Annotated in this window: 22 protein-coding genes; 13 read left to right on the plus strand and 9 right to left on the minus strand. The window is 41.8% G+C overall.

Features of this window, described 5'->3' with window-relative positions; all coding sequences use genetic code 11:
• Nucleotides 1–48: 48 nt before the first annotated feature.
• On the minus strand, nt 49–972 hold the full coding sequence (locus tag ACH784_RS14680; protein WP_404391426.1) for a hypothetical protein: 924 nt from the start codon (nt 970–972) through the stop codon (nt 49–51).
• A gap of 15 nt (nt 973–987) precedes the next feature.
• Nucleotides 988–2358, minus strand: a complete 1371-nt coding sequence (radA, locus tag ACH784_RS14685) for a DNA repair protein RadA (protein ID WP_404391428.1) — start codon at nt 2356–2358, stop codon at nt 988–990.
• Nucleotides 2359–2564: 206 nt separating this feature from the next.
• Between radA and ACH784_RS14690 the strand changes: the two genes are divergently transcribed.
• Complete coding sequence (locus tag ACH784_RS14690) at nt 2565–5075, plus strand: PilZ domain-containing protein (protein WP_404391430.1); 2511 nt, start codon at nt 2565–2567, stop codon at nt 5073–5075.
• 14 nt (nt 5076–5089) lie between these two features.
• Here the strand turns inward: ACH784_RS14690 and ampE are convergent, their stop codons facing one another.
• Together ampE and ampD are read right to left on the minus strand one after the other, a co-directional pair.
• Nucleotides 5090–5941, minus strand: coding sequence for a beta-lactamase regulator AmpE (gene ampE / locus ACH784_RS14695; protein WP_404391432.1), 852 nt, complete (start codon nt 5939–5941; stop codon nt 5090–5092).
• 7 nt (nt 5942–5948) lie between these two features.
• Complete coding sequence (ampD, locus tag ACH784_RS14700; RefSeq protein WP_404391434.1) at nt 5949–6506, minus strand: 1,6-anhydro-N-acetylmuramyl-L-alanine amidase AmpD; 558 nt, start codon at nt 6504–6506, stop codon at nt 5949–5951.
• Nucleotides 6507–6646: 140 nt separating this feature from the next.
• On the opposite strand from ampD, the gene nadC reads away from it, so the two are divergent.
• The 7 genes from nadC (at nt 6647) to yacG (ending at nt 13595) form a co-directional block, all read left to right on the plus strand.
• Nucleotides 6647–7513: a carboxylating nicotinate-nucleotide diphosphorylase gene (gene nadC / locus ACH784_RS14705; RefSeq protein ID WP_404391436.1), complete on the plus strand. Its 867-nt coding sequence runs from the start codon at nt 6647–6649 to the stop codon at nt 7511–7513.
• A gap of 570 nt (nt 7514–8083) precedes the next feature.
• Entirely contained in the window at nt 8084–8584 is a 501-nt protein-coding gene (locus tag ACH784_RS14710) for a pilin (RefSeq protein WP_404391438.1), read from the plus strand.
• Nucleotides 8585–8635: 51 nt separating this feature from the next.
• Complete coding sequence (locus ACH784_RS14715; RefSeq protein ID WP_404391440.1) at nt 8636–9871, plus strand: type II secretion system F family protein; 1236 nt, start codon at nt 8636–8638, stop codon at nt 9869–9871.
• A gap of 36 nt (nt 9872–9907) precedes the next feature.
• A complete protein-coding gene (locus ACH784_RS14720) occupies nt 9908–10798 on the plus strand; it encodes a prepilin peptidase (RefSeq protein ID WP_404391442.1) in 891 nt (296 codons plus the stop codon).
• Between the two features lie 28 nt (nt 10799–10826).
• Nucleotides 10827–11435, plus strand: coding sequence for a dephospho-CoA kinase (gene coaE / locus ACH784_RS14725; protein WP_404391444.1), 609 nt, complete (start codon nt 10827–10829; stop codon nt 11433–11435).
• A gap of 136 nt (nt 11436–11571) precedes the next feature.
• Nucleotides 11572–13254 carry a type IV-A pilus assembly ATPase PilB gene (pilB, locus tag ACH784_RS14730; RefSeq protein WP_404391446.1) on the plus strand — a complete coding sequence of 561 codons (1683 nt, stop codon included), beginning with the start codon at nt 11572–11574 and terminating at the stop codon, nt 13252–13254.
• A 101-nt stretch (nt 13255–13355) separates the two neighbouring features.
• Nucleotides 13356–13595: a DNA gyrase inhibitor YacG gene (gene yacG, locus ACH784_RS14735; RefSeq protein WP_404395284.1), complete on the plus strand. Its 240-nt coding sequence runs from the start codon at nt 13356–13358 to the stop codon at nt 13593–13595.
• 104 nt (nt 13596–13699) lie between these two features.
• Here yacG and ACH784_RS14740 read toward each other — a convergent pair whose 3' ends face one another.
• The gene (locus tag ACH784_RS14740) at nt 13700–14140 is read right to left on the minus strand and encodes a Spy/CpxP family protein refolding chaperone (RefSeq protein WP_404391448.1); all 441 of its coding nucleotides are present in this window, start codon (nt 14138–14140) and stop codon (nt 13700–13702) included.
• Between the two features lie 149 nt (nt 14141–14289).
• Here ACH784_RS14740 and ACH784_RS14745 point away from each other — a divergent pair, with 149 nt between their 5' ends.
• The 3 genes from ACH784_RS14745 to ACH784_RS14755 are packed head-to-tail and all read left to right on the plus strand — an operon-like array spanning nt 14290 to nt 17313.
• Nucleotides 14290–14973 carry a response regulator gene (locus tag ACH784_RS14745; protein WP_404391450.1) on the plus strand — a complete coding sequence of 228 codons (684 nt, stop codon included), beginning with the start codon at nt 14290–14292 and terminating at the stop codon, nt 14971–14973.
• A complete protein-coding gene (locus ACH784_RS14750) occupies nt 14954–16351 on the plus strand; it encodes an ATP-binding protein (protein WP_404391452.1) in 1398 nt (465 codons plus the stop codon). Before ACH784_RS14745 ends, ACH784_RS14750 begins: the two co-directional genes overlap by 20 nt.
• Nucleotides 16348–17313, plus strand: a complete 966-nt coding sequence (locus ACH784_RS14755) for an alpha/beta fold hydrolase (protein WP_404391454.1) — start codon at nt 16348–16350, stop codon at nt 17311–17313. The genes ACH784_RS14750 and ACH784_RS14755 overlap by 4 nt, the downstream gene beginning before the upstream one ends.
• Here the strand turns inward: ACH784_RS14755 and ACH784_RS14760 are convergent.
• A complete protein-coding gene (locus ACH784_RS14760; RefSeq protein WP_404391456.1) occupies nt 17265–18164 on the minus strand; it encodes a cation diffusion facilitator family transporter in 900 nt (299 codons plus the stop codon). The two genes, ACH784_RS14755 and ACH784_RS14760, sit on opposite strands and share 49 nt — an antisense overlap.
• Before the next feature lie 102 nt (nt 18165–18266).
• Between ACH784_RS14760 and trmL the strand changes: the two genes are divergently transcribed.
• Nucleotides 18267–18731 (plus strand): tRNA (uridine(34)/cytosine(34)/5-carboxymethylaminomethyluridine(34)-2'-O)-methyltransferase TrmL, encoded by a 465-nt coding sequence (gene trmL, locus ACH784_RS14765; protein ID WP_404391458.1) that lies wholly within the window; start codon nt 18267–18269, stop codon nt 18729–18731.
• Nucleotides 18732–18820: 89 nt separating this feature from the next.
• Nucleotides 18821–22474 (plus strand): EAL domain-containing protein, encoded by a 3654-nt coding sequence (locus ACH784_RS14770; protein ID WP_404391460.1) that lies wholly within the window; start codon nt 18821–18823, stop codon nt 22472–22474.
• Nucleotides 22475–22547: 73 nt separating this feature from the next.
• Here ACH784_RS14770 and gpsA read toward each other — a convergent pair whose 3' ends face one another.
• The 3 genes from gpsA to grxC are packed head-to-tail and all read right to left on the minus strand — an operon-like array spanning nt 22548 to nt 24336.
• Entirely contained in the window at nt 22548–23555 is a 1008-nt protein-coding gene (gpsA, locus tag ACH784_RS14775; protein WP_404391462.1) for an NAD(P)H-dependent glycerol-3-phosphate dehydrogenase, read from the minus strand.
• Between the two features lie 4 nt (nt 23556–23559).
• Complete coding sequence (gene secB / locus ACH784_RS14780; RefSeq protein ID WP_138479843.1) at nt 23560–24042, minus strand: protein-export chaperone SecB; 483 nt, start codon at nt 24040–24042, stop codon at nt 23560–23562.
• Nucleotides 24043–24078: 36 nt separating this feature from the next.
• Nucleotides 24079–24336, minus strand: coding sequence for a glutaredoxin 3 (grxC, locus tag ACH784_RS14785; RefSeq protein WP_404391464.1), 258 nt, complete (start codon nt 24334–24336; stop codon nt 24079–24081).
• Nucleotide 24337: the final 1 nt, after the last annotated feature.

Raw genomic sequence — 24337 nt, forward strand, 5'->3', positions numbered from 1 at the left:
TGAAGCCTTTTTACATACTTAACTAAATACAGTACTAATAATTACGACTTAGCTGCCTTTAATTTTTAAATTAAGTAATTGCGCTAATTTTTCAGGCTGTTGTGCCACTGCTGATACTTCCATTGCAAGCTCAGATACTGCTTTATTGTTATCTAGTTGCATTGAAATATTTAAGCTATTTAAGCCATTCACAAAGTTCATCAGCTCCACTTTAGACGCTTCATCTAGTGGTAACATATCGACTTGCATCTGTGCTTGTTGCACAAAAGTAAGCTTGTCTAACTGAACCGCTGATAACTGCTGTTCAACAACACTCTCAAATTGACCTTTGTTATTGAAGCTAAAGTTGAATGATTGTGGCTGCAGCTCTTGCATCGCCATCATCATTTTGCTTTGCAATTGTAGCTCTTGCTCCATAGTTAATGGGCTGTCCATTTGCATTTTTTGTGACTCTAAAGAGACATCCATTAATGTCTTTGAATTACCTAGCGTAAATGCCATGTCCATTGCCGCAACTTCGCCCGCTACAAAACCAATATCAAAATCACTTTTACCCGTTGCTTCATCATATTTTAAGCTCGAGGTAATGTCATAGCTGGCATTCAATAACTCTGTAGGAGTCGTTGGTTCTGCAAGATCAATTAGCTGCTGAGCAAAACGTAAGCCTTTTAAATCCATTGCAGTGTAAGGACTTATCTTATCAGTTTCGTAGCCTTCGATAATAATGTGGCTGATAGTAGCTAAATCTTCGCCTTCTGGGCCTTTAAACTGAATATCTTGCAAGCTCACTTCTTTATTCAAAAGTGAGTAATTTGCTTCTTTGTAATCAACAATAAAGCCCGAGCTTTCTTCAAATAAAGAGATTTGCTTAGCAATCTCATCATTTAGTTTTTCGTTGGCTTTGTACTGAGTTACACCGTAACCCGCTGCTATTGTGCCAATAACAGCAATCGCGATAAGCGGTTTTTTCATGTTTTAACTTCCTGATTAAAATAACGCGTCCAGGGCTTCGCTTAGACTGTTCACGCCTATAACTTCCATCCCTTCAATAAGCTCTTTTGGCTTATTGGCATTGGGTACAATAGCACGTTTAAAACCATGTTTCGCGGCTTCACGTAATCTTTCTTGGCCAGACGGCACAGGGCGAATTTCGCCTCCTAAACCCACTTCACCAAACACCACCAACTGTCTGTCTAGCGAGAAGTTTTTAAAACTCGAGACAAGCGCGGTGATCAAAGCAAGGTCGGCACTGGTTTCAGACACCTTTACGCCACCCACCACGTTTACAAATACATCTTGATCAGAGACTTGTAAGCCGCCATGGCGATGCAGTACAGCGAGTAACATGGCAAGTCGATTTTGCTCTAACCCGACAGTCACGCGACGCGGGTTCGCTAATTGCGAATAATCAACCAAGGCCTGTACTTCAACCAGTAGTGGACGTGTGCCCTCCCAAATAACCATAACAAGAGAGCCTGGGGTTTGCTCCTCACCACGATTTAAGAAAATAGCTGAAGGGTTAGATACTTCTTTTAAACCTTGCCCTGTCATGGCAAACACGCCTAATTCATTGACAGCCCCAAAACGGTTTTTGTTACCGCGTAAAGTTCTGAATCGGCTATCACTGCTGCCTTCTAGTAAAATTGAACAGTCAATGCAGTGCTCCAATACTTTAGGGCCGGCCAAGCTACCATCTTTAGTTACATGGCCTACCATAATGATGGCCACTTGATTTTGCTTGGCAAACCGCGTTAAGTAAGCGGCGCTTTCACGAACCTGAGATACACTCCCCGGCGCTGATTGAACATCACTCATGTGCATAACTTGAATTGAGTCGATAACCATGATGCTTGGCTTTTCTTGCAAAGCCAACTGGCAAATTGTTTCAACATTAGTTTCAGCAAGGGTTTTTAATTTATTGGTTGGCAAGCCTAAACGATGGGCACGCATGGCAACTTGTTGCAGCGATTCTTCACCTGTGACGTATAAAGTGTTCATTGATTCTGCGAGCAAGCACATAGTTTGCAGTAAAACCGTACTTTTACCCGCTCCCGGTGAACCGCCAATTAATATGGCACTGCCTGGTACCACACCGCCACCAAGCACACGATCAAACTCTTTAAAGCCGGTAGAAAAGCGCGGTAAGCTCTCAAGATTTACTTCATCCAGAGTTTGTACTTTGGCGTCCACCATACCCGCATAGCCTGCCATTGCTGAACTACGGGGAGGCGACTTAACACTTGGCACTCTAAATTCGGTCACTGTGTTCCAAGCCTTACACTCTGAGCATTGACCTTGCCATCTGGCAAATTCGGCACCACACTCACTACATACAAATGCTGTTTTTTTCTTTCCCATACTAAGGCACACTTTTTGCTTTAAAAATTGCTGAGTAAAATTATATTCACTTTTGCCATATAAATCTGGCACTTTACTGACTAATTGCTCAAGAATAAGTTAACTATGACTGATTATTGTCATAGTATTAACTCTGAAATCTAAAAGAAAAAATAATGCCTGTATTTGTACAAATACAATACATACGGTAAGTAAAATGGTTTTATATGGCTGAAGATAAGCTGCAACAATATCAACCTTTGATAGAAGAACTCAAGCAACAGTTGGGCACGCCCGGCTTTGAGCAGCTTTTTGCACAAAAAACAGCCCACCTATCTAAACCAGATCAGTTCCTTATTAAAATGGAAATGTCTCGCTTGTCGCAGCCGATTGCGAGATTCATCGATCTTCGGGGTCAAGTTTCAGGCGAAGTAAAACCTTATATTCATGATGGCAAGCAACACTTTATGGACGATTTAGCCATTGCGGTTTTTGAGCAAGAAATTGCCAAGCATGGCCAATATACGCTCGCTGTCTACGAAGCCGTCATGAATACCGACAACAACTTCAGAGTAATGCAAAAACGCGCTCAACAAAGAGAGCAAAGTGAGACTGAGCAGCCAATTCAAACTGTCGGTCAAGGTGCCAAACTGATCAAATTCGCTTCATATGAGAGCCGTATTGAAGAACGAATGAATTACTCGATCAAAATTACTGTTGAAGTTGCTAGAAACAACATTATTTCGGCTAACACTTCTGATATTTCTTTAAGCGGCGCAAAGATAAAAGTACACCCGAAAGCCGAGTTTAAGAAAGGTCAAATACTGAGTATTAGACTGGTTGGTTTAGAACAAGATTTTGAATTAGGCCTTAAAAGCGGTGTTCAATATGAAGTGGTTGCCGTCGAACCGGTAAATCACGAATATCAGCATGTACGTTTAAAGCGCACCTTTGTTGAAAACAACCAAGGCTTTGATGAGTTTTTAAATAGCTTTATTCACGGTAACAAACGTCGCTATAAAATTAACCTAGATAACACCATGGACGCAGTGGTGTGCAAAGGGTATGAGCAGTATTATTTACCTCGAGTCAGCTCGCTGTTTGTATTTTTAAGCAAGGTCAACGATAAACTCACGCTGCCATCGATGGTATTAACCAACGAGAATAACGCTTTCACCCATTATTATTTCGAAGATGAGAGAAAGAAGTCTTGCCTTTACAGCATTTTCAATCAAAAGCGCCTTGCTTACTTAAATAGCCTACATAGTGCAGTTAAAGAAGCGGTACTTTATACCTTTACCCATTCAAATGGCGGAAAAATCTATTATTACTCCGCATTTGATTTTGAATTAAAGCAAGAGCCCAGCCTTAACTCATTATTCTTTGGTTTTGGGGCACAAAAAGACAGTTGGAGAGCTTATAAAGTTCAAATGATGCCGAGCTACCATGAAGACGCTTACATTCCTCTGTCGCTTCCTGCAAGTGCAGGAAAGACACTAGAGAAGCTTAATAAACGTCCAACGCCAAGGGTTCAGGGCTTTATTCAAGATGTTCAAAACCTGATGCTTCTCACCGACATTACCGACCCACGTCGCACTGAGGTTTACAAAAAGCACCAATACGATGCAGGGCAAGTGAACTTACTCAAACACTTCGGTCACGGTAAGTCATCGACCCCTCCGGCTTTAGAAGTGGTCGCATTAGAATATGTGAATCTTCGAGCGCACAAACGCTACTTGTATAAAACCGGTGCGGTTTTTCATGTCGATGCCCACACTGTCATTGAAGGCCATACACGCGACTTGTCAGTTATGGGATTACAAATCGAACTAGACACACCGACCGATGCCAAAAAAGGCGACTTGGTGCATGTTGATTTGCCCGATCTGCAAAAGATCACTAAAAAACATGACTTAAATAATCTGCGCTATCAAGTGATGGCTGTCAGTAAATCTAAAACTATTATCAATTTGAAAGTGCACAAGGTGACTGAAAACAAACACCCTGCCATTGAGTTTTTTACACAATTAATTGATAAAAACAAAAGTAAGTTACAGGCCTGCGAAGAAACCCCAAAAGTGCCAGGGCTATCAACGGCTTTACGCAACATGATCACAAAAAGTGTTTGTCAGTTCCCGCTTTATCTTCACAAAGAGTCTGCGCACTTTAATATTGGTGCTATTGGACGAGGCCTTTACCCAACCAAATTGCATAAAATTCTTGATCACTTTAATCAAAATAATAGTGACTCGGTTGAGATTGCCCCAGTGTTCCCTGCTAGATTTATCGAAGATGAATTATCAGAAGCGCTTCGCAAACGAACTCGCCAAGATAAGCCGCTCAAATATACGCTGTTCTTACGCTTTGACCCAGATAAGAAAACGTTAAAAGACGCGATTAAAAGCCAAGTCTTAAGGCCTGAAGACTCTTTAGATAGCTTATTCTTGTTTATTAAAAAAGCACTCAGAAAAGAAATGCTTTTTGTATTCCAATTATGCATTTCGAAAACAGGTCGCCCAGATACCGACTATTTAGCAAATGAACTCAAGTACGTGAGCCATTATGCGCTGCATAAAGCAAAAGATTTAGAAGAAGCACTTTGGGATGTCACAGGTGTTTGTGATTTGATTGATATTACAGACGAAGTGATCGCAACTTTAGAGGTAGAAAAAAGCCTCATTGAAAAAATGACAGAAAAAAAGCGACTCTGGTTTGAATCGCTTTCTTTAAAACCTTAGTTATTAACCTTGCTTTAAGCCAACCCACCAAATAACGTAAGTAGTGCAATAAGCGCTAAATAAAACAAAATATTACGCTTTACCAAACGCATCATGCAGGTTGCTTCATAAGTACAACCCGCATATTGCTGCTCAATTTGCTCAGCAGCCAATGCCGTACTTGTCACAACTTTGCGATTAGGCGTTTTAAAATCTAGGGCGTATTTGAGCCAACAACCAGTACCTTTTGAAAAGTTACCAATAATCAGATAACCAAAACTAGTAATACGTGCTGGCAGCCAATTCAACCAGAACAACATGTCGGCTAATACGCTGTTGCGACGAGTCAGCACACTTGCTTCGCTATGTTGAGCCTCATCGAATAAACTGCGGACCACGGCATACATAACAGCGCCTGGTGCACCAAACACAACAAACCAAAAAATCACTGCACAATAATGTCTAAAGTTGACCCACGCTAATGTTTGTCCAACCCATTCGCCACTTTGTTGGTCTTCAGTGCGATGCTGGCCCAATTGCAAAGCGTATAAAGTCGCCCCTTCGCTATCGCCACGAGTGAGTGCATTTAAATACCCTTTATAGAGCGCACGAGGCTTAGCACAACCAAAACAGATTAAAAGAAGGACTGTATTAAGGGCTAATTCAAATAAAAAGAAATCTGCAAAATCCATTAAAAAGTAAATGGCTAATGCAGGAAGCAGAGCCCACAATGCAAACGCAAAAGGAGATTTCAGCAATGCATTATTGTCGAGTAATGACTGACTCATTTTGAGGTAGCGTTTGCTGTAGTGATCTATTTGCCAATGTGCATCGCGAGCGCCTAATCGCTCAATGGCCAGCGCTAAAATTATTGAAATTAAAATCATAATTTACTCATTCATTTAACAAAGTTAAAAATTTTTGCCAATCAAAAGCCTCACCTGGATCTGTCTTTCGACCCGGCGCAATATCACAATGACCTACGATCTGACTCGAGGTTATTTTTGGGTAAAGTGCCATGATATAGCGCGTACATTCAACCAATGTGACATATTGTGCATCACTGTAAGGCGTTGTATCTGTACCTTCTAATTCAATACCGATGCTAAAGTCATTGCAACGCGCTCTGCCTGCATACTCAGATACACCCGCATGCCAAGCGCGTTTGTTAAAAGGCACATATTGCAACACTTGCCCATCTCGTCTAATAAAACAATGCGCGGATACTTTGAGCCCCTCTAAATCAACGAAGCTAGGGTGCGCTGCACAATCTATATTACCGGTAAAAAGGGCATCGACATGCTCTGTGCCAAATTGGCCCGCAGGCAGTGAAATATTATGAATAACTAACAGGTTAACATCCTGTTCGTCAGGCCTTTCATCATAAAAAGTACAAGGCCGTTGGGTCACCTTGAGCTTTGCAGCAGGTAAGCAAAATGCAGTGCGTTCCACGAAAAAAACCATTTGCTTTAACAATAAGCTAACCTTAACAAGCTTTGTTAAATTTCACTAGCGCGATTGTCTTAAACTCTTGGAAGCAGTAAAATTTAGTCCTCGCACAATGCAATTAGACAACATAAGTGACGCTTAGTATGCAAAACCAACTTCTTACGCCAGCTCTTATTACCGAATTAGTAACGCAAGCTTTAAACGAAGATCTTAATTTTCAGTCGGCTAATGATGGTGACATCACGGCTCAGTTAATTCCAGAAGCACAACAGGCTGATGCGTACGTGATCACCCGTGAAGATTGTGTTTTTTGTGGTAAAGAACTGATTTTAGAAGTGTTCAAGCAAGTTGATGCAAGCGTAAAAGTTGAAGTACTCGTCAATGATGGTGACTTTGTTGCAGCGAACAGCCAACTATTTACAGCTACGGGCTCTGCTCGTGCAATTTTAACGGCTGAACGTACTGCACTTAACTTTGTACAAACTTTATCAGGGACTGCAACCACCACTGCACACTATGTAAAAGCATTGACAAACAGCAACACTCAATTACTAGATACACGCAAAACCATTCCGGGGCTTAGAGCATTACAAAAGTATGCAGTAGCATGCGGCGGCGGCAAAAACCATCGCATTGGTTTATTCGATGCGTTCTTAATTAAAGAAAACCACATTGCTGCATGTGGCGGGATTGCGGCAGCGGTTCAACAAGCAAAATTAAACCACCCGGCAAAACCGGTTGAAGTTGAAGTTGAAAACCTAGACGAATTACAACAAGCCATCGAAGCAGGTAGTGACATCATCATGCTAGATAACTTTACTGTGGCACAGATTCAACAAGCAGTGGCAGTCACTAATAAGCGCGCTAAACTTGAAGTATCGGGCAATATGACCATTGAAATTTTAGCTGAATACGCGCAGGCAGGCGTAGACTATATTTCGAGCGGCGCATTGACTAAAAATGTGCAGAGTATCGACCTGTCTATGCGCTTCAATAACACCTCTGTGTAATTAGCCGTAATTAGCTGTAATCAAAGATATTCGTTTAAATATTGACAATTGTTTTCAAAGAGAATTTAATGAGCCTGTTTTCGAGACACTGGTAACAAATTATTAATTTTTACCCGTTTTTCAAGCTAGGCCTATATTAAAAACAAGCGTAAGTAAGTAGTTTTTTTGACAAAAATACGAACAAGCTCTTATTTACTCTTGTTAATATCAAGTTTAACAATTACAGTAGCATTTAAATTAAGTTTATTGTTTATTTGAATACCTAACTGCCGATAAGATGTTAGATGCAGTTCAAATAAATATAATATTTAGGCCTTAATTTGATATGGTGGTATAGCGTTAATCCATCTTTATGTTGTTAACATCTATGGTGAAACGCGAGCTAACGACACTAATATGGCTTGATTGATTTCATTAATTAACAAGTCATACCGTGATAGCCCCATTAAATGAGTTAGCACTATAAATTTGCAATACAATGGCTTTAAACTCATTGTTGATACAGTTTATAACTATTTAATAACCTAGCTTACTACGGTGAGTTAGCATTTTTCCTTTAGGAGACACATCATGACGCAAAATCAAAAGGGTTTCACCCTAATCGAACTAATGATTGTAGTTGCAATCATCGGTATTCTAGCTGCAATCGCATTGCCGGCTTATCAAGATTACACTGCTCGCGCTAAAGTGAGTGAAGTAATTCTTGCAGGCACTACTTGTAAAACAGCGATCTCAGAGGTTTCTCAAACAGGTTTAAGAGCAGCTCCAGTAGCAAATGGCTTTGGTTGTGGTGAAGCTGCTCCTACAGGTGGTATTTCACAATATGTAGCATCAGTTCAAACTTCAGCTGATGGCGTAATCACTATCGCAGCTCAAAATATTCCTCAGCTAGGTGCTAACGTAAACATTACTCTAACTCCATACCTAAATGCTGACGCTAGTACTGCTGCAGCTGCAAAAAACTTTCACACAGCCACTGGTGGTGAATTAGCAGCTGTGAGAGCTTGGGTTTGTAAATCAGCAGGTACTAACGGTGTTGAAGCTAAATACCTTCCTGCTAGCTGTCGTTAATTTTAACGCACTAACTTAAAGGGCTGTTTATTCAGCCCTTTTTGGTTATTTATGAAAAAAGACAAAGATTCTGCCGATAAACTCGATACCTTTCAGTGGACTGGTTTAAGCGCTCGAGGCAAAAAGCTCGAAGGCGATATGACTGGTACCAGCATTGCCCTTGTTAAAGCCCAACTTCGTAAACAAGGCATTACTCCTTCTAAAGTAAAACGCAAACCTAAACCCTTATTTGGTATAGGTGCAGGTGGTCAAAAGATTACCGCCAAAGATATTGCGATTTTCACTCGACAAATTGCCACCATGTTGACTGCGGGCGTACCGCTTATTCAGTCTTTAGAAATGATTTCATCTGGGGCAAAAAACAAAAGTTTAAGTAAACTCATTGGCAGCATTGCCGATGAAGTTAAAGCCGGCCAACCACTGGCAAAATCACTACGTGCTTACCCTCGATATTTCGACGAACTCTATTGCGACCTGATCCACTCAGGGGAACAGTCTGGTGCTCTTGATAAAATTTTTGACCGTGTTGCCGTTTATAAAGAAAAAGCCGAGGCGCTAAAATCAAAAATCAAAAAGGCCATGTTTTACCCTATTGCGGTAGTCGTTGTAGCTTTAATTGTGACCTCTATTCTACTTATTTTCGTGGTACCGCAATTCCAAGATATCTTCAGCAGCTTTGGCGCTGAATTACCCGCATTTACTTTATTTGTAATCGGTATCTCAGAGTTTATGCAAAAATCTTGGTGGATATTCTTATTAGTCATAGGTATAAGTATTTATTCATATAAAGAAGCGTTAATTCGATCATCTGCGGTGCGTCACTTTAACGACCGCTTAGTTTTGCAATTCCCTGTCGTTGGCATGATCTTACATAAAGCAGCTGTAGCACGTTATGCTCGTACACTGTCGACTACATTTGCAGCGGGTGTACCGCTGGTAGACGCGCTCGACTCTGCTGCGGGCGCATCAGGCAATGTCATCTATAAAAATGCCATTGTCGAAATCAAAGCTGAGGTAAGCTCTGGTAACCAAATGAACTGGGCGATGCGTAACTCTAAGCTGTTTCCTGATATGGTGATCCAAATGGTCTCTATTGGTGAAGAGTCTGGTTCACTCGACGGCATGCTTGAAAAAGTCGCCAATATTTACGAACAAGAAGTAGATGATGCCGTAGACGGTCTATCTAGTCTGTTAGAACCTTTAATTATGGCGGTGTTAGCTGTACTTGTAGGTGGCCTTATTATTGCCATGTACTTACCTATCTTCCAGCTGGGCTCTGTGGTTTAAGCCCAGTTTCTATTGCTTTTAAAAAGTGACGTTTTAATGCAAGAAGTAATTTATTTGATGCAGAGCCAGCAATGGTTTTTTCTGTTAACCGTTGGCTTAGTCAGCCTGTGTATTGGCAGCTTTCTAAATGTGGTGATTTATCGCCTACCTATCATGATGCAGCGTCAGTGGCAGCAAGAGTGCCGTATTTCACTGGCCGATGAGTTGGCAAACTCGAGTAAACAAACAGCATCGAGCAACGACACTTTCAACCTAGTTAAGCCTAACTCGACCTGCCCACACTGTAAAACCCCAATCAAAGCTTGGCATAATATTCCGTTATTGGGCTGGCTAATGCTAAAAGGCAAATGCACCAGTTGCTCAGCAAAAATCTCTGTCCGCTATCCATTAGTTGAGCTAGGCACTGCCCTTACCTCGCTATGGATTGCACTGCACTTTGGCGCAACTGAGCTTGGGTTACTGTATATTTTTATTACTTGGGTGTTAGTGGCGCTTATTTTTATTGATATCGACCACATGCTATTGCCCGACCAACTTACGCTTCCTTTAGTTTGGCTGGCATTAGTTGCCAGTGTTATGGGTTATACCATTGCCCCCAGCGACGCCATTATCGGGGCTGCGGTTGGTTACTTGAGTTTATGGACCGTATTTTGGGCATTCAAACTGCTGACAGGTAAAGAGGGCATGGGCTATGGGGACTTTAAACTATTAGCCATTTTTGGTGCGCTATTAGGTTGGCAGGCTATTTTGACCATAGTTTTATTATCGAGTGTTGTTGGCGCCATCATTGGCAGCATTCAATTAGCTGTGCAAGGTAAAGAGCATAGTACGCCTATTCCATTTGGCCCTTATTTAGCTATCGCCGGTTGGCTGGTAATGCTCTATGGTACAAATATTCAAACTTGGTACTTTTCTCTTTTAGGCTAACTTTTTAGCCCTTTTTCAGGTAAACAAGATGAACAACTGGATTTTAGGATTAACAGGGGGCATTGGCGCAGGCAAAACCCTCGTCTCTAACCACCTTGCTGCTTTGGGTATAGAAATTGTTGATGCCGATGTTATTGCTCGAGATGTGGTTGCTATTGGCAGTGACGGACTAAATGCCATCGAACAGCACTTTGGCAAAACTATTTTGTTAGACGATGGTTCACTCAATAGAGCAAAGTTACGTGAAATTATTTTTGCCGATTCAGAACAAAAGAGCTGGTTGAATAACTTAATGCATCCACTTATTCGTCAAAATATCACAGCACAACTTGATGCTGCTACAAGCCCTTATGTTGTCTTGAGTGCGCCACTCCTATTTGAAAACAAACTTGATGCACTCTGCGACCACACTTTACTGGTTGATGTCCCTATCGAGGTGCAACTAGCACGAACAGCAAACAGAGATTCTGTCAGCACTGAGCAAGTGAAGAACATTATTGCTGCACAAATGTCACGAGAAGATAAGCAACAAAAGGCCGATTCAATTATTGATAATCATCGTGACATTGACTCAGTTCTTATAGACGTTGAAGAGTTACACCTCGCTTTTTTACAACAAGCTGAAATAAGTAAATAGCTTAATTGGTCTTTATTATTAGGCAGCTCGTACTGTGCATTCATTAAGCACTAAAGTAATACTTTGAGTTAGGTCTATTTTTTGCTTTGATATTTTTTGCTAAGCTAAACAAAGTTCAAGTCGTCATAGAGGCATTATGGAACATCACTCTCCCCTTTTACGGAAATTTATTACACTCGGTCGTGTGACCGCAGAGCAGCTAAAACTAAAACAAGCCGAAGCGCAATCAACGGCAGAGCTGATCTGTTTGTGTAGTGGGATGACAGGTCAAGAACTTGCTGAACAATGCCTAGACCTATTCAGAGTGCCAATGTTTGACCTAAGCGATTTTGACGTCGAACAACTGCCAAAAGAGCTTATTAAAGAAAAACTGATCCGTCAGCACCATTTGCTCCCCCTTGTAAAAAAAGGCCGAAAGCTATTTATCGCCACCTCAGATCCCACTGATTATGGTGCGTTTGAGAACTTCGAATTTAGCACAGGCCTGCAATGTGAAATCGTTGTCGTTGATTACAAACAATTAGAACAAAAGATAGATCAACTATTCGATGCCAATGGCGGCCTATCCATGAGTGAGGATGACTTTAAAGAATTCTCAGGCATGGATGTTGAAGACACTCAACAGCAGCAAGACAGCAACGATGAAAAAGACAAAGATGATGCCCCTATCATTGTCTACATCAATAAGATTTTAATGGATGCGATTAAAAAAGGCGCGTCAGATTTACACTTTGAGCCTTACGAACATAAATACCGCATTCGTTTTCGTATCGATGGCATGCTCCATGAAATGGCCAGTCCGCCAACCAGTTTATCAACGCGTTTATCGGCGCGTATCAAGGTTATGTCTCGCTTAGACATTGCCGAAAAACGTAAACCGCAAGATGGCCGCATTAAATTAAAGATCTCAGATCGTAAAAGTATCGATTTTCGTGTCAGTACCCTACCCACGTTATGGGGTGAGAAAATCGTAATGCGTATTCTAGACTCATCAAGCGCCATGTTAGGCATTGATGTGTTGGGTTACGAGCCAGAGCAAAAAGCACTCTACATGGATGCACTGGCGCAGCCACAAGGCATGATCTTAGTAACCGGTCCAACGGGTTCTGGTAAAACAGTATCACTTTATACGGGTTTAAATATTCTTAATAAACCTGAGCGTAACATCAGCACTGCGGAAGATCCGGTTGAAATTAACCTTGAAGGGATCAACCAAGTTCAGATCAATCCAAAAGCAGAGATGACCTTTGCCAACGCGCTTAAAGCCTTCTTACGTCAAGATCCTGATGTGGTGATGGTTGGTGAGATCCGTGACTTAGAAACCGCTGAGATCTCCATTAAGGCTGCACAAACGGGTCACTTGGTAATGAGTACACTTCACACCAACTCAGCACCAGAAACCTTAACCCGTCTATTGAATATGGGTGTACCAGCTTATAACGTAGCAAGCTCGATCAGCTTGATCATCGCACAGCGTCTAGCGCGTCGTTTATGCCCTAAATGTAAAACACCTGAAACCTTGCCTGAAGAAGAGCTCAATCGCCAAGGTTTTGTCAAAGCGGGGATCAACGACATAACACTATACAAAGCCAATGGCTGCGATCATTGTACTGAAGGCTACAAAGGCCGTGTTGGTGTATATGAAGTGGTTAAAATCACGCCTGAAATCGCACAAGTTATTATGGAAGGCGGTAACTCGATTCAAATCGCTGACATGGCAGCAAAAGCTGGATTTGCGAATTTACGTATTTCAGGTCTGAAAAAAGCCGCAGCAGGCGTGACTTCTCTTGCCGAAATAAATCGAGTAACCAGTTACTAAATTCTTGCTCCTTGAATCTAAGTACAAGAATCTAGTATCAGGTAGCAAAGCGCATTAGTTTTAATTACACTGTGGCCAAACCAAGTCAATAGAGAATAATGATGGCCACAGTTGTAAAATGCCCGACTTGCCAAGCCGATGTCGTATGGGGTGAGCAAAGTCCACACCGCCCTTTTTGTTCAAAGCGTTGTCAGTTAATTGATTTAGGCGAATGGTCTGAAGAAAATAACAAGATATCCAGCAAGATCTCTGTAAACGAAGAACTCGATGAGCAAGCCAAACAAGATATGATTGAAGACATTGAAGCCATGCTGGCTAAAAACGATGACTTCTTTCAATAATCTCTTTCTGTAACTCGCTCAAAAAGCTTGAAAGAATGTGAAAAAGGCGACTAACTTAAATTGATAGTCGCCTTTTTATGTTGAAGATATTTTGTGAGTGCTAGTTAGTCGCGGTGACGACGTTGCTTATTTTTACGCTTTTCACGCATCTCAGTTAATTTCTCTCTTTGCTCTACTGTCAGCAATTGCCAAATCTGATGACGGCTTTTTAGATGCGCTAACATTTTCTCCGAGCGCTCAGCTTTAATGTCTGACATCAAGGCCTTTGCTTTATCTTCATCAAAGTTTTCTGCTTCGACTAAAGCGCGAAAAGCCTCGCGATTTTCTTTACGCTCTAGTTTTCTATCTTTTTTATCCGCTTTAAGTTCTGTAATAATCGACTTGATTTGCGCTTGCTGGTCGATGGTTAAATCAAGTGCAGCTACTGCACGTTTAGAGAGTAAAAAATCTCCGCGGTGCTCTGAGTGACCTTTAGCGTTTGCTGTCACAGATACTAAAATGCTGCCAGTTAAAACAATGGCACTTAATAAAGTTGATAATTTCATAATAAATTCTCTCTCGGGTTAACTTGTTTATAAGATTACTCGCTGCAATGCAAAGTAACGCAAGCGAACGTAAAGAGTGTGTAAAGTTCTGCAATACAATGTGATTATCAGTAAACTAGAGAAATGAAGTACATGCTGTCAGGTCCATTATGAGCCATTTATTACTAATAGAAGACGATATTGAATTAAGTAATTTACTTTGCGAATATTTGCAAAGTCAGAATCATACTGTCAGCCAGGCCTTTGATGGAGAAGCGGGTTTAGCAGCGGCTAAAGCAGATAACTTCGATGTTATCTTGCTTGATATCATGCTGCCAAAACTTGATGGTTTCGAAGTGCTCAAACAACTTCGCCAAACTCACCTGACGCCCGTGATCATGTTGACCGCCAAAGGCGATGATTTTGATCGCATATTTGGACTTGAGTTGGGCGCCGATGATTATATTTCCAAACCTTTCAATCACAGAGAGTTATTGGCTCGCATTAATGCCATTACCCGCCGGGTCGAATTTGTAAAGCAAGCAGAAATTGCCGAGGTCATCGAATACAATCGCGTATCACTGAATATGGCTGCGCGCACTGTGCACGTTAATAAAGTACAACTTACGCTCACCGGCACCGAGTTTGCAGTTTTGCAACTACTTATGACACAAGTCGGTAAAGTGGTCACCAAAGAAACGATTAGCCAAGAAGTGCTGGGCCGTCGCTTGGCACCATTTGACCGCTCTATTGACATGCATGTCAGTAACTTACGCAAAAAAATCGCGCAACATAGCGATGCGAATTGTATTCAGACCATGCGAGGCAGCGGTTATGTCTTTTTGGCTCAGTAAAAGCAATTTTAAACAAGTTCTTAGCAGTCGGTTGTTTTATAAAGCCTTTGCGGGATTTTGGCTGACCATAGTTTGTATCTTTCTATTGCTGGTGTTATTCACTCGCCTGCAAGGCGAGTTATTAGATAACGACCCTTTGCAAAGCAGGCACTTAGACAGCCTCAACCATTTAAAGCGCAATATCGTTAGATTGGTTGAAAGTAAAAACAAAACCCTGCAGCAAGCTGTTGACCACCCGCGATTGTCTCGTCATAGCATGATTTTACTAGTCCACGACAACATAGATAAAACCGTTGTCACTGGCAATAACGAGAAAAATTTAAACTTGTCGGTACTTAATGACCTTGGAAATGAAAATACCCCAAGCCAAATTCGTACTGAGCGATATTTTGCCTTTGGACCTCTCGATATTTCCCTGCACCAAGAGCCATATCGCCTCTATCAAATTAGACCGCTGCCAAGGCCGATGATCTTTCACTCCATTCGTATGTTACCGGTCTGGATGAAATTGCTCGCGGTGTTTATTCCTTCCGTTATTTTGAGCGTGTTTTTAACCATTTATTTAATCACGCCATTGAATACTTTAAGCCGCAGCGCTAGGCGTTTAGCAAAGGGGGAGTTAGATGCTCGCGTCCCAGCTACTGCTCATCGTAAAGATGAAGTTGCCCAGCTTATTCACGACTTTAATTTTATGGCCGATAAGCTCACTCATAGCATTCAAGCACATAAACAGTTGCTGGCCGATGTATCTCATGAATTGCGCACACCGCTGACACGCTTGAATTTGGCCAATGCCATAGCGCAAGATACCGCCAATGACGCCACGCAAAGTTATTTGGCCCGTATTGAAAAAGAGTCTCAATGCCTAGATAAAATGCTTGCCGATGTACTCACGCTCTCAAGATTAGAATATGCTGATCACCAACTAAATTTTGAACCCATCGCACTCTCTAGCTTATTACAAGAGTTACTTCAAAATGCCAAATTTGAAGCTCAGCAGCATGGTAAAACGCTATCTAATAATACTATTCCTGATATAGAACTAAATTGTGATGCCATCTTATTAAGCTCTGCAATCGAAAATATCACCAGAAATGCCATCAAATACGCAAGCACTGCTATTGAGTTTGAGATCACACAGCAAACTGATCGGTTAGTTATTCGTATTAAAGACGATGGGCAAGGCGTTGATGAAGGCGCATTGACTGAACTTGGTAATGCGTTTTATCGTACCGATAGCGCTCGGGCTCGACAATCTGGCGGGATTGGTTTAGGTTTAGCCATTGCCAAACGGGCATTGTTCGCTCACCAAGGCGATATTCACTTTGCTAACCACCAGCCACATGGATTAACGGTCACAATTACACTACCACTATGACGTTTTACAGCTATTCAGATCAACTTAACGACAATATCGACACCATAGAGCAGCATTGGCAGTCGGGTACTCATAGCCAATTTGCAGGCAAGCATGGCAATTTGTTTTACACTATTCATCAGCCTGAGCGTGTTGATTTCACTGTGGTACTGATCTCAGGGCGCATTGAAGCAAGTCATAAGTACAGAGAGTTAATCTGGGAGCTAAATCAGAACAATATTGCCGTATACTGCTGCGATCATATTGGTCAGGGGCAATCGGCACGTCTAGCGGCTGATCAGCAACTTGGTTTTATTGAACAATTTGAAGACTTTGCGGATGACTTAAATCTCTTCATTGAAAGTATCGTAAAGCCTCAAGTGAGCTGCGATTACTTTTTGTTAGCACACTCTATGGGCGGTGCTATTTGCTGTGATTATATGGCGAGATATCCGGTAAACGCACAAGGTGCCTTTATTTGTGCGCCTATGCTGGGTATAAACACTGCACCTTTCCCAAGTAAAGTGGCACTTTGGGTAGCGCGCTCAGCATGCCGTCTAGGTTTTTCACAGCGTTATGCGTTTGGTCAAGCTAGTTATGCAGAAAAGCCCTTTTCTGAAAACGAGTTAACCAATAGCGCTGAAAGATATACGCATTTTAGAGCGCTTTACGCAAACCAAACCCACCTTCAATTAGGCGGTGTGAGTTTTGCGTGGTTACAAGCAGCGCTCAATTGGACTTTTTTGTTACCTGAACTTTTAAGCCCTACCCCCATCCATATTGCTCTTGCAGAGCAAGACAGTATTGTTGATAACCTCGCAACAAAAAAGTGGGCGCAAAAGCAATCTCACATCAGTATCTCTGAATTTCCTATGGCGAAACATGAGCTGCTGAATGAAATTGACTCGATCCGCCACCCATTGATGCAACAGTTTTATGAGTTTTGTGACGCACACCGCTCATTTAAAGCAACCGGATCTTGATGCACCATAATATCGATATGCTCGCCAAATACAGCGCGAATTTTTTCGCACACTTCTGCGGATATTCCATGGGCCTGCTGCAAGCTTAGCTGCTTATCGAGTTCGATATGAAACTGCACAAACTTCAGCTTACCGCTCTGACGCGTTCTTAAATCGTGAACGCCTTGCACGTCAGGATGCTTCGAAATAATTGACACCAAGCGAACTTTTTCTTCGTCTGGGAGTTCTTTATCCATTAAATGATTGGCACTTTCTTTGGCTATTTCCCAGCAGTTAAACAGCAAGTAAAACGCCACACCAATGGCAAACACAGAATCTGCAAATAAGTAACCTATTGATGCTAAGTAAATACCCACTAGCACCGCAGCATTTAATAATAGGTCTCCCTTGTAGTGAAGTGAATCCGCTTTTACGGCTATTGATTCAGTATGCTTAACGACATATTGTTGAACTGCAACCACCAGTAATGTGCACAGTATTGCAAAACCACTCACCCAAACACCCAACATTGAATGAGGTAAAGGGACGGGGTTGATCAGACGTTCAACACCGTGAAATGCCAAAAAGCATGCCGAACCAGAAATAAATGCCGCTTGACCAAGCCCTGCAAGTGCCTCTGCTTTTCCATGGCCAAAGCGGTGATCGTCATCAGCGGGTCTCAATGCATAACTTAAAACCAAAAAGCTCATCATAGATGCCGAAATATCTAACAAGGAGTCAGTAAGCGAGCCCAGCATAGCTGCACTGCCTGATGCCAGCCAAGCCCACGCCTTTGCCGCTATCATGATACTCACGACTGCCATGGTAAATAAACTCGAAAAACGCACTAGCACATCGTACTGACGCTTCATAAACTCACTCCTTAATTGGTTCTCATTGGGTATAGACACCTAAATGACTTATTGCTCAGTATACTTTTCGGTATACTTAGCTCAATATTTTTAGAGGTGATTATGCTAGATATTGTTTTATACCAACCTGAAATCCCACCAAATACGGGAAATATCATTCGCTTATGTGCTAATACTGGTTACACATTACATTTAATAGAGCCGCTAGGATTTGCATGGGATGATAAGCGCATCCGTCGTGCCGGCCTTGATTATCATGAGTTCAGTGAAGTAAAGCGTCACCCTTCTTTTGAAAGTTATTTAGAAACAGAAAAACCAAAACGCGTTTTTGCTTGCACCACGAAGGGCAGTACTTACCATCATGAACCTGAATACCAGGCTGGTGATTGCTTAATGTTTGGTCCAGAAACCCGAGGGTTACCTGAAGACATTATTTTTTCTTTGCCTGAAGAGCAAAGAGTGCGCATACCAATGAAAGAAAACAGCCGCAGCATGAACTTATCTAACGCAGTTGCCGTGTTTGTATATGAGTCATGGCGTCAATTAGGCTTCGTAAACTCAAAATAAATGACTATTTTTTAACAATTTACTCGCACAGCAATGAATTATTCACTAATATTAAATACTAACAAGGAGTGAGGAGGTTAGTAAGAATTATGAAGTTGTGGCATTCATTGCTGTTTTGCCTATGGGTTTTGTGTATTCCAGCAGTTGCATCGCAACTCAACACCACACCTACTGCCATAGCGAGTCAAACTAACAATCAGCACTGGTTTTTATACAGCGATGACTTAGTCAAGTTTGACGGCCATAATGAATTTGATGCACAAAAGCTCACCACTGAACTTACTCCGCCATTTCTGAGTATTTTAAGCCAAGCGCCTTATATTTGGGTTGGTCACCAAAAAGGCCTAAGCAGAATAAACACGGTTACAGCTAAAACCCGCACCTGGTTGCAAACATCAGTGACAAAAATTAGTAACACCAATGAAGGCATTGTCTTTCAAAGCAATGAACGTTTATACCAACTCAGGCAAAATACCCTCTCAGTCTTACCCATAGATTTAAAAGCGCAACTGTGGCAAGCAGCGCCTAACGCACTCACATATATTTCTAAAAATAACGAGTTGATGCTGTTAACTACGCAAACTGGCAAACAAACTTTAATTAAATTGCCATTTGAAACTGACAACATCCTGCTTTACAAAAATAAAATCATTTTGCAAAGCACCAATGACGGGGTGTATATTTTTGATGGTGAGCTTAAACGCCTTCCTATTTCAGCGTCTGAAAACCTTTTTGTTTATGGCTCTAAATTACTCAGCTTTGAGAGTAGCTTTATCAATAGCTATAACTTAGAAGATGGCACTCAATACCAATATCAAGTTAATAACTTACCGATAGATGACTTAAAAATATCTACCCAAGCTATTTGGATCTCACAACTTGGCAAGTGGCACAAATTAGAACCTGCAAATCTAACCCTGCAAACAGATATAGAAAATTCAGAAGAGTTAAAACTTTATCAACAAGGAATGCGCGCATTTCAGCAATTTGCCAAAAGCCAGCCAGTGAATGCGGTTAGATATATCGATGGTGGACGCTGGGCCGTTGCCACAGCCAAACAAATTTATATTTTTAGTGGCGACAAAGGTGATTTTTTACCTTTTATAGATAAGCAAAATACTCAGGCTCTGTATTTTACTGGCGGCAGTTTATGGGTAAGAGATGCGCAAGGCCTCAGCCAGTTCGATTTAAGCAGTAAAAAGCGCTTACAGCACTATAACGTTGAACAAATCCACAGTGTAACTCAGCTAGACAACAACCAGTTTATTGCCTCTACTCCAAGTGCTTTGTGGCTTTTAGAAAATGGTCAGGCGCACAAATTAGTACTGCCATTTAAGAGCTTAGAATTTCATGATGTACTTTTTTCAAAACGTTCTCATAGCTTGCTATTAAGCACTGAGTTGGGGTTATTTGAACTTACCCTGATCAATAGACAAATCACTGGCTTTATTCAGCGAAATCAGTTTCCAGGCAAGTACTTAAGCCAAGCCGAAGAAGGGATTTGGCAATTCGATAAACAAGGTATCGCCCATTATCAAGATACGGTAACTAAAAGGTTAGTGGCGCCATTCGAAAAGCAGCGTCAAGTATTGAGTTTTCGACAGAAACTCATGCTATTAAATGATAGCTTTTCACTCATTGCCCAGCAACCAGAAGCCAAGCACACTGCGCTCAACCTATCACATGTGCGGTATCATTATCGCGATAAAATCACAGAGTCATTTGCGCCATCATTGCCGCTCACCCTAGATCCTGATGTAAAACGTTTTAGCTTATGGTTTAACACCTGCGAAAATTGCCAACTCAGTTATCGTTTATCTGATAATACACCATGGCGTGAGTTAGAAAACTATAAGTTAACCCTCACTCCAGCTGAAATGAACGTATTAGAAGTGTCAGCATCCAGCCGAGACATTTCGAAAACACTGCGAGTTACATCTGCACAGCCTGAAAAAATTTGGTGGCATTGGCTACTGGCTATCACGCTCACCTCTGGTTGTGTTTTTTGGTTGCTTAAGCGCCAACTTCGTAGCTCTAAATCACAATTGACTGAACATTTCAGCGACATGCTCATGACGCACTCTAAAGATGCTATATGGCTTGCCGATGAGCAGTTCAATGTTTTAAAAGTAAACCAGGCTTATTCAGATATAACCGGTTATTCGGCAGAAACTTTGGTCGGCCATCGACCTAAAATTTACACCGAAAACGGGAGAGATCGCGCGCTCGAACAACATATTGTTGCAGAGAGTCAGCTAAATGATTATTGGACCGGCGAAATTTGGACTTTGGGTGCGAATAATCAAAAATTGGCTTTAGATGTCACCGTCACAAAACTCACTCATGAAGATCACCCTTCTGAAGTTTTCTATTTAGGTGTGCTCACGAATATCTCAGAGCGTAAAGCCAACGAAAAAGCGCTGCTTAACTTATCGACCAGAGACTCGATCACCGGGCTTGCCAATCGCACACTGTTTATCGAATCGCTAAACCAAGCCATTGCCAGCTGTAATAAAGCATTCCCATCTTTATTATTGGTGCTGATCGATATTGATCACTTCAGAAAGATAAACGATCTTATGGGCCACGATAGTGGAGATGCGCTATTGAAAGAAGTGGCAAACAGGCTATCTGAGCACTTAGATAAGGGCTTCACCCTAGCCAGAGTCAGTAGCGATGAATTTGCCGTTTTGATCCCACCCTATCTATTCTCGGGTATGACCATTTTCTTTGCCAAAAAGCTCGCCGATGACATTTTAAAGTGTATCAACCACCCATTTACACACCAAGGTGTTGAGACCTCAGTGAGTGCCTCATGTGGCCTAGCTATTTATCCAGATGATGCTGTAGACAGTGAGCATTTGATCCGCTGTGCCGACTCCGCACTGGATCATGCTAAACACAAAGGGAATAACAGCTATCAATTTTTTGATAAGCAACGTCACCAATTAGATCCAACTATTCTGTCTCGCGAATCAGCACTACTCAGAGCGATAGATGATCAACAGTTCAAGCTTTTCTACCAACCTAAATACCAAGCCGATAACCGCAAATTGGTCGGCTTTGAAGGGTTAGTAAGATGGCAACAAGATGATGGCTCGATAGAAAACCCTGCTAATTTCATCCCATTTGCTGAAGAGTGCGGCGCGATTATTCCAATGACTAATTACTTACTTGATATCGCTTGTCAGCAAATAAACCATTGGCGAACAATGGGGTTATCGGGCAACCATGTGGCAATTAATATCTCTGCAAAACACTTTGAGAGTGACTTCTTAGTTGACACAGTGCGCGAGTGTTTAGTCAAACACCGAACTCCGGCACACTGTCTAGAGCTTGAGATCACTGAAAGCGCGATGATGGCCGACCCAGAGCAAGCTCTCAAAATTATGCTCCGCCTTAAGGCTTTGGGCGTCACAATTGCACTCGACGACTTTGGCACAGGCCACTCTTCATTAGGTTATTTAAAACGCTTTCCTATTGATATTTTGAAAATTGATCGCTCTTTCATCATGGATATTGAAAGCTCAGATCAAGACAGAAATATCACCGCCACCATTATTCGCTTGGCTAAATATCTCAATATTACTGTGGTTGCTGAAGGGGTTGAAAATGAAAGGCAAGCCTACCTATTAAACGTAATGGGCTGCGGCATCTTACAAGGGTATTACTTCTCAAAGCCTTTGCCTGTAGATAAAGCCACTAGACTGTTAGAAAATGAATTTGAAACAACAGCCACATAAAGCTAATAATTTTTCTTAAGATATAAAAACGGCGCTTTGAAGCGCCGTTTTTTTGTAATTACTTTTTTGAGTGTTATTCAGATTTTTGCTCTCTACCTAACAGCGCCATAGCTGCTTCTTTCACATCTTTATTTTCATAAAGAACTTGGTAGATTTGCTCACAGATTGGCATTTCGATGCCACTGCGCTGCGCCAATAGATACACTTCTTTGGTGTTGCGATAACCTTCTACAACCTGACCAATGCTCTCCATGGCTTCGTCAACACCTAACCCTTTGCCTAAGGCAAGACCGAAACGACGGTTACGAGATTGGTTGTCAGTACAGGTAAGGATCAAATCTCCCAGACCTGCCATACCCATGAAGGTTTCAGATTTTGCACCGAGTGCGCAACCTAAACGACAAAGCTCGGCAAGGCCACGGGTGATTAATGCAGTTCGCGTGTTTGCACCAAAGCCAAAACCATCTGACATACCGGCACCAATGGCGATGACATTTTTAACCGCACCACCTAATTGAATACCAATAAAGTCATCGTTGCTGTAAACACGAAATGAGCGACCGCAGTGCAGTAATTTAGCTAAATCACTGGCAAATTCTGTTTCAGTTGCAGACACCGAAATAGCCGTCGGTAAGCCTGCCGCCATTTCTTTGGCAAATGTCGGGCCAGATAGCACAGCTAAAGGCACTGTTTCACCTAGCTTTTCAACTGCGACTTCTTGCAGTAAGCGCCCGGTATTCGGCTCTAACCCTTTTGTCGCCCACACCACTTTAGCACCCGCATTGAGCATAGGTTGAATTTGCTCTAATGTTTTTGCAAAAGCATGGCTTGGCACAACCACTAAGATGATCTGACTAGCCTTAACTGCTTTTGCTAAATCACTCTCAAGCTTTAAAGTTTCAGGGAAAGTAATATCGGGAAGATAACGTTGATTTTTACGCTCAGTTGCTAGCGTCTCAACATCATCGGCGTTTCGACCCCACAAGGTTACTGCATGTCCATTTCGGGCAAAACTAATAGCAAGGGCGGTGCCATACGACCCCGCCCCTAGTACAGATACAACTGATTGTTCTGTTTTCATATAATTATGCGTCAGCTGGTTGCTCTGCTTGTGCTGCACGTTGCTGCATGTACTGAGCAAATAGCGCGTCAAAGTTTACTGGCGCTAGGTTAAGTTGTGGGAAAGTACCCTTGTTCACTAAACCTGCTACTGCTTCACGTGCATATGGGAACAGAATGTTCGGGCAGAATGCACCTAGCATGTGTGCCATTTGTAGTTCTTCAAGTTCAGCGATTTGGAAAATACCCGCTTGCTGAATTTCACATAGGAATGCTGTTTCTTCACCGATAGAAGCTGTTACAGTCAGTGCTAGTACAACTTCAAAGATACCTTCGTCTAACTTGTTAGAACGTGTATCCATGTCTAATTTTACTTCAGGCGTCCACTCTTTTTGGAAGATAGCAGGAGAGTTAGGCGTTTCAAAAGACACATCTTTTGTATAAATACGCTGAATTGTGAATTGTGGGCCTTCCTGCGGAGCTGCAGCTTGATTTGCTTGTTCTGTCATGAGTGTTCCTAAAACTTGTATTTCTTAATGTAATTATTATGCGTTAAGTAGGGTATCTAATTTACCCTGCGCTTCGATTGCCATCATATCATCGCAACCGCCGATATGCGTATCATTGATAAAGATTTGCGGAACCGTTGTTCCACCATTGGCTTTTTCAATCATTTCGTCGCGTAATTCAGGCTGAGCAGCAATATCATATTCAGTGTATGTTACACCTTTACTGTCTAGTAATGCCTTTGCTCTGTGGCAATAAGGGCAGTAATCTTTAGTATAAATAACAACGTTGCTCATA

It is taken from the genome of Pseudoalteromonas phenolica (assembly GCF_044788725.1).
Classification (GTDB): domain Bacteria; phylum Pseudomonadota; class Gammaproteobacteria; order Enterobacterales; family Alteromonadaceae; genus Pseudoalteromonas; species Pseudoalteromonas phenolica_C.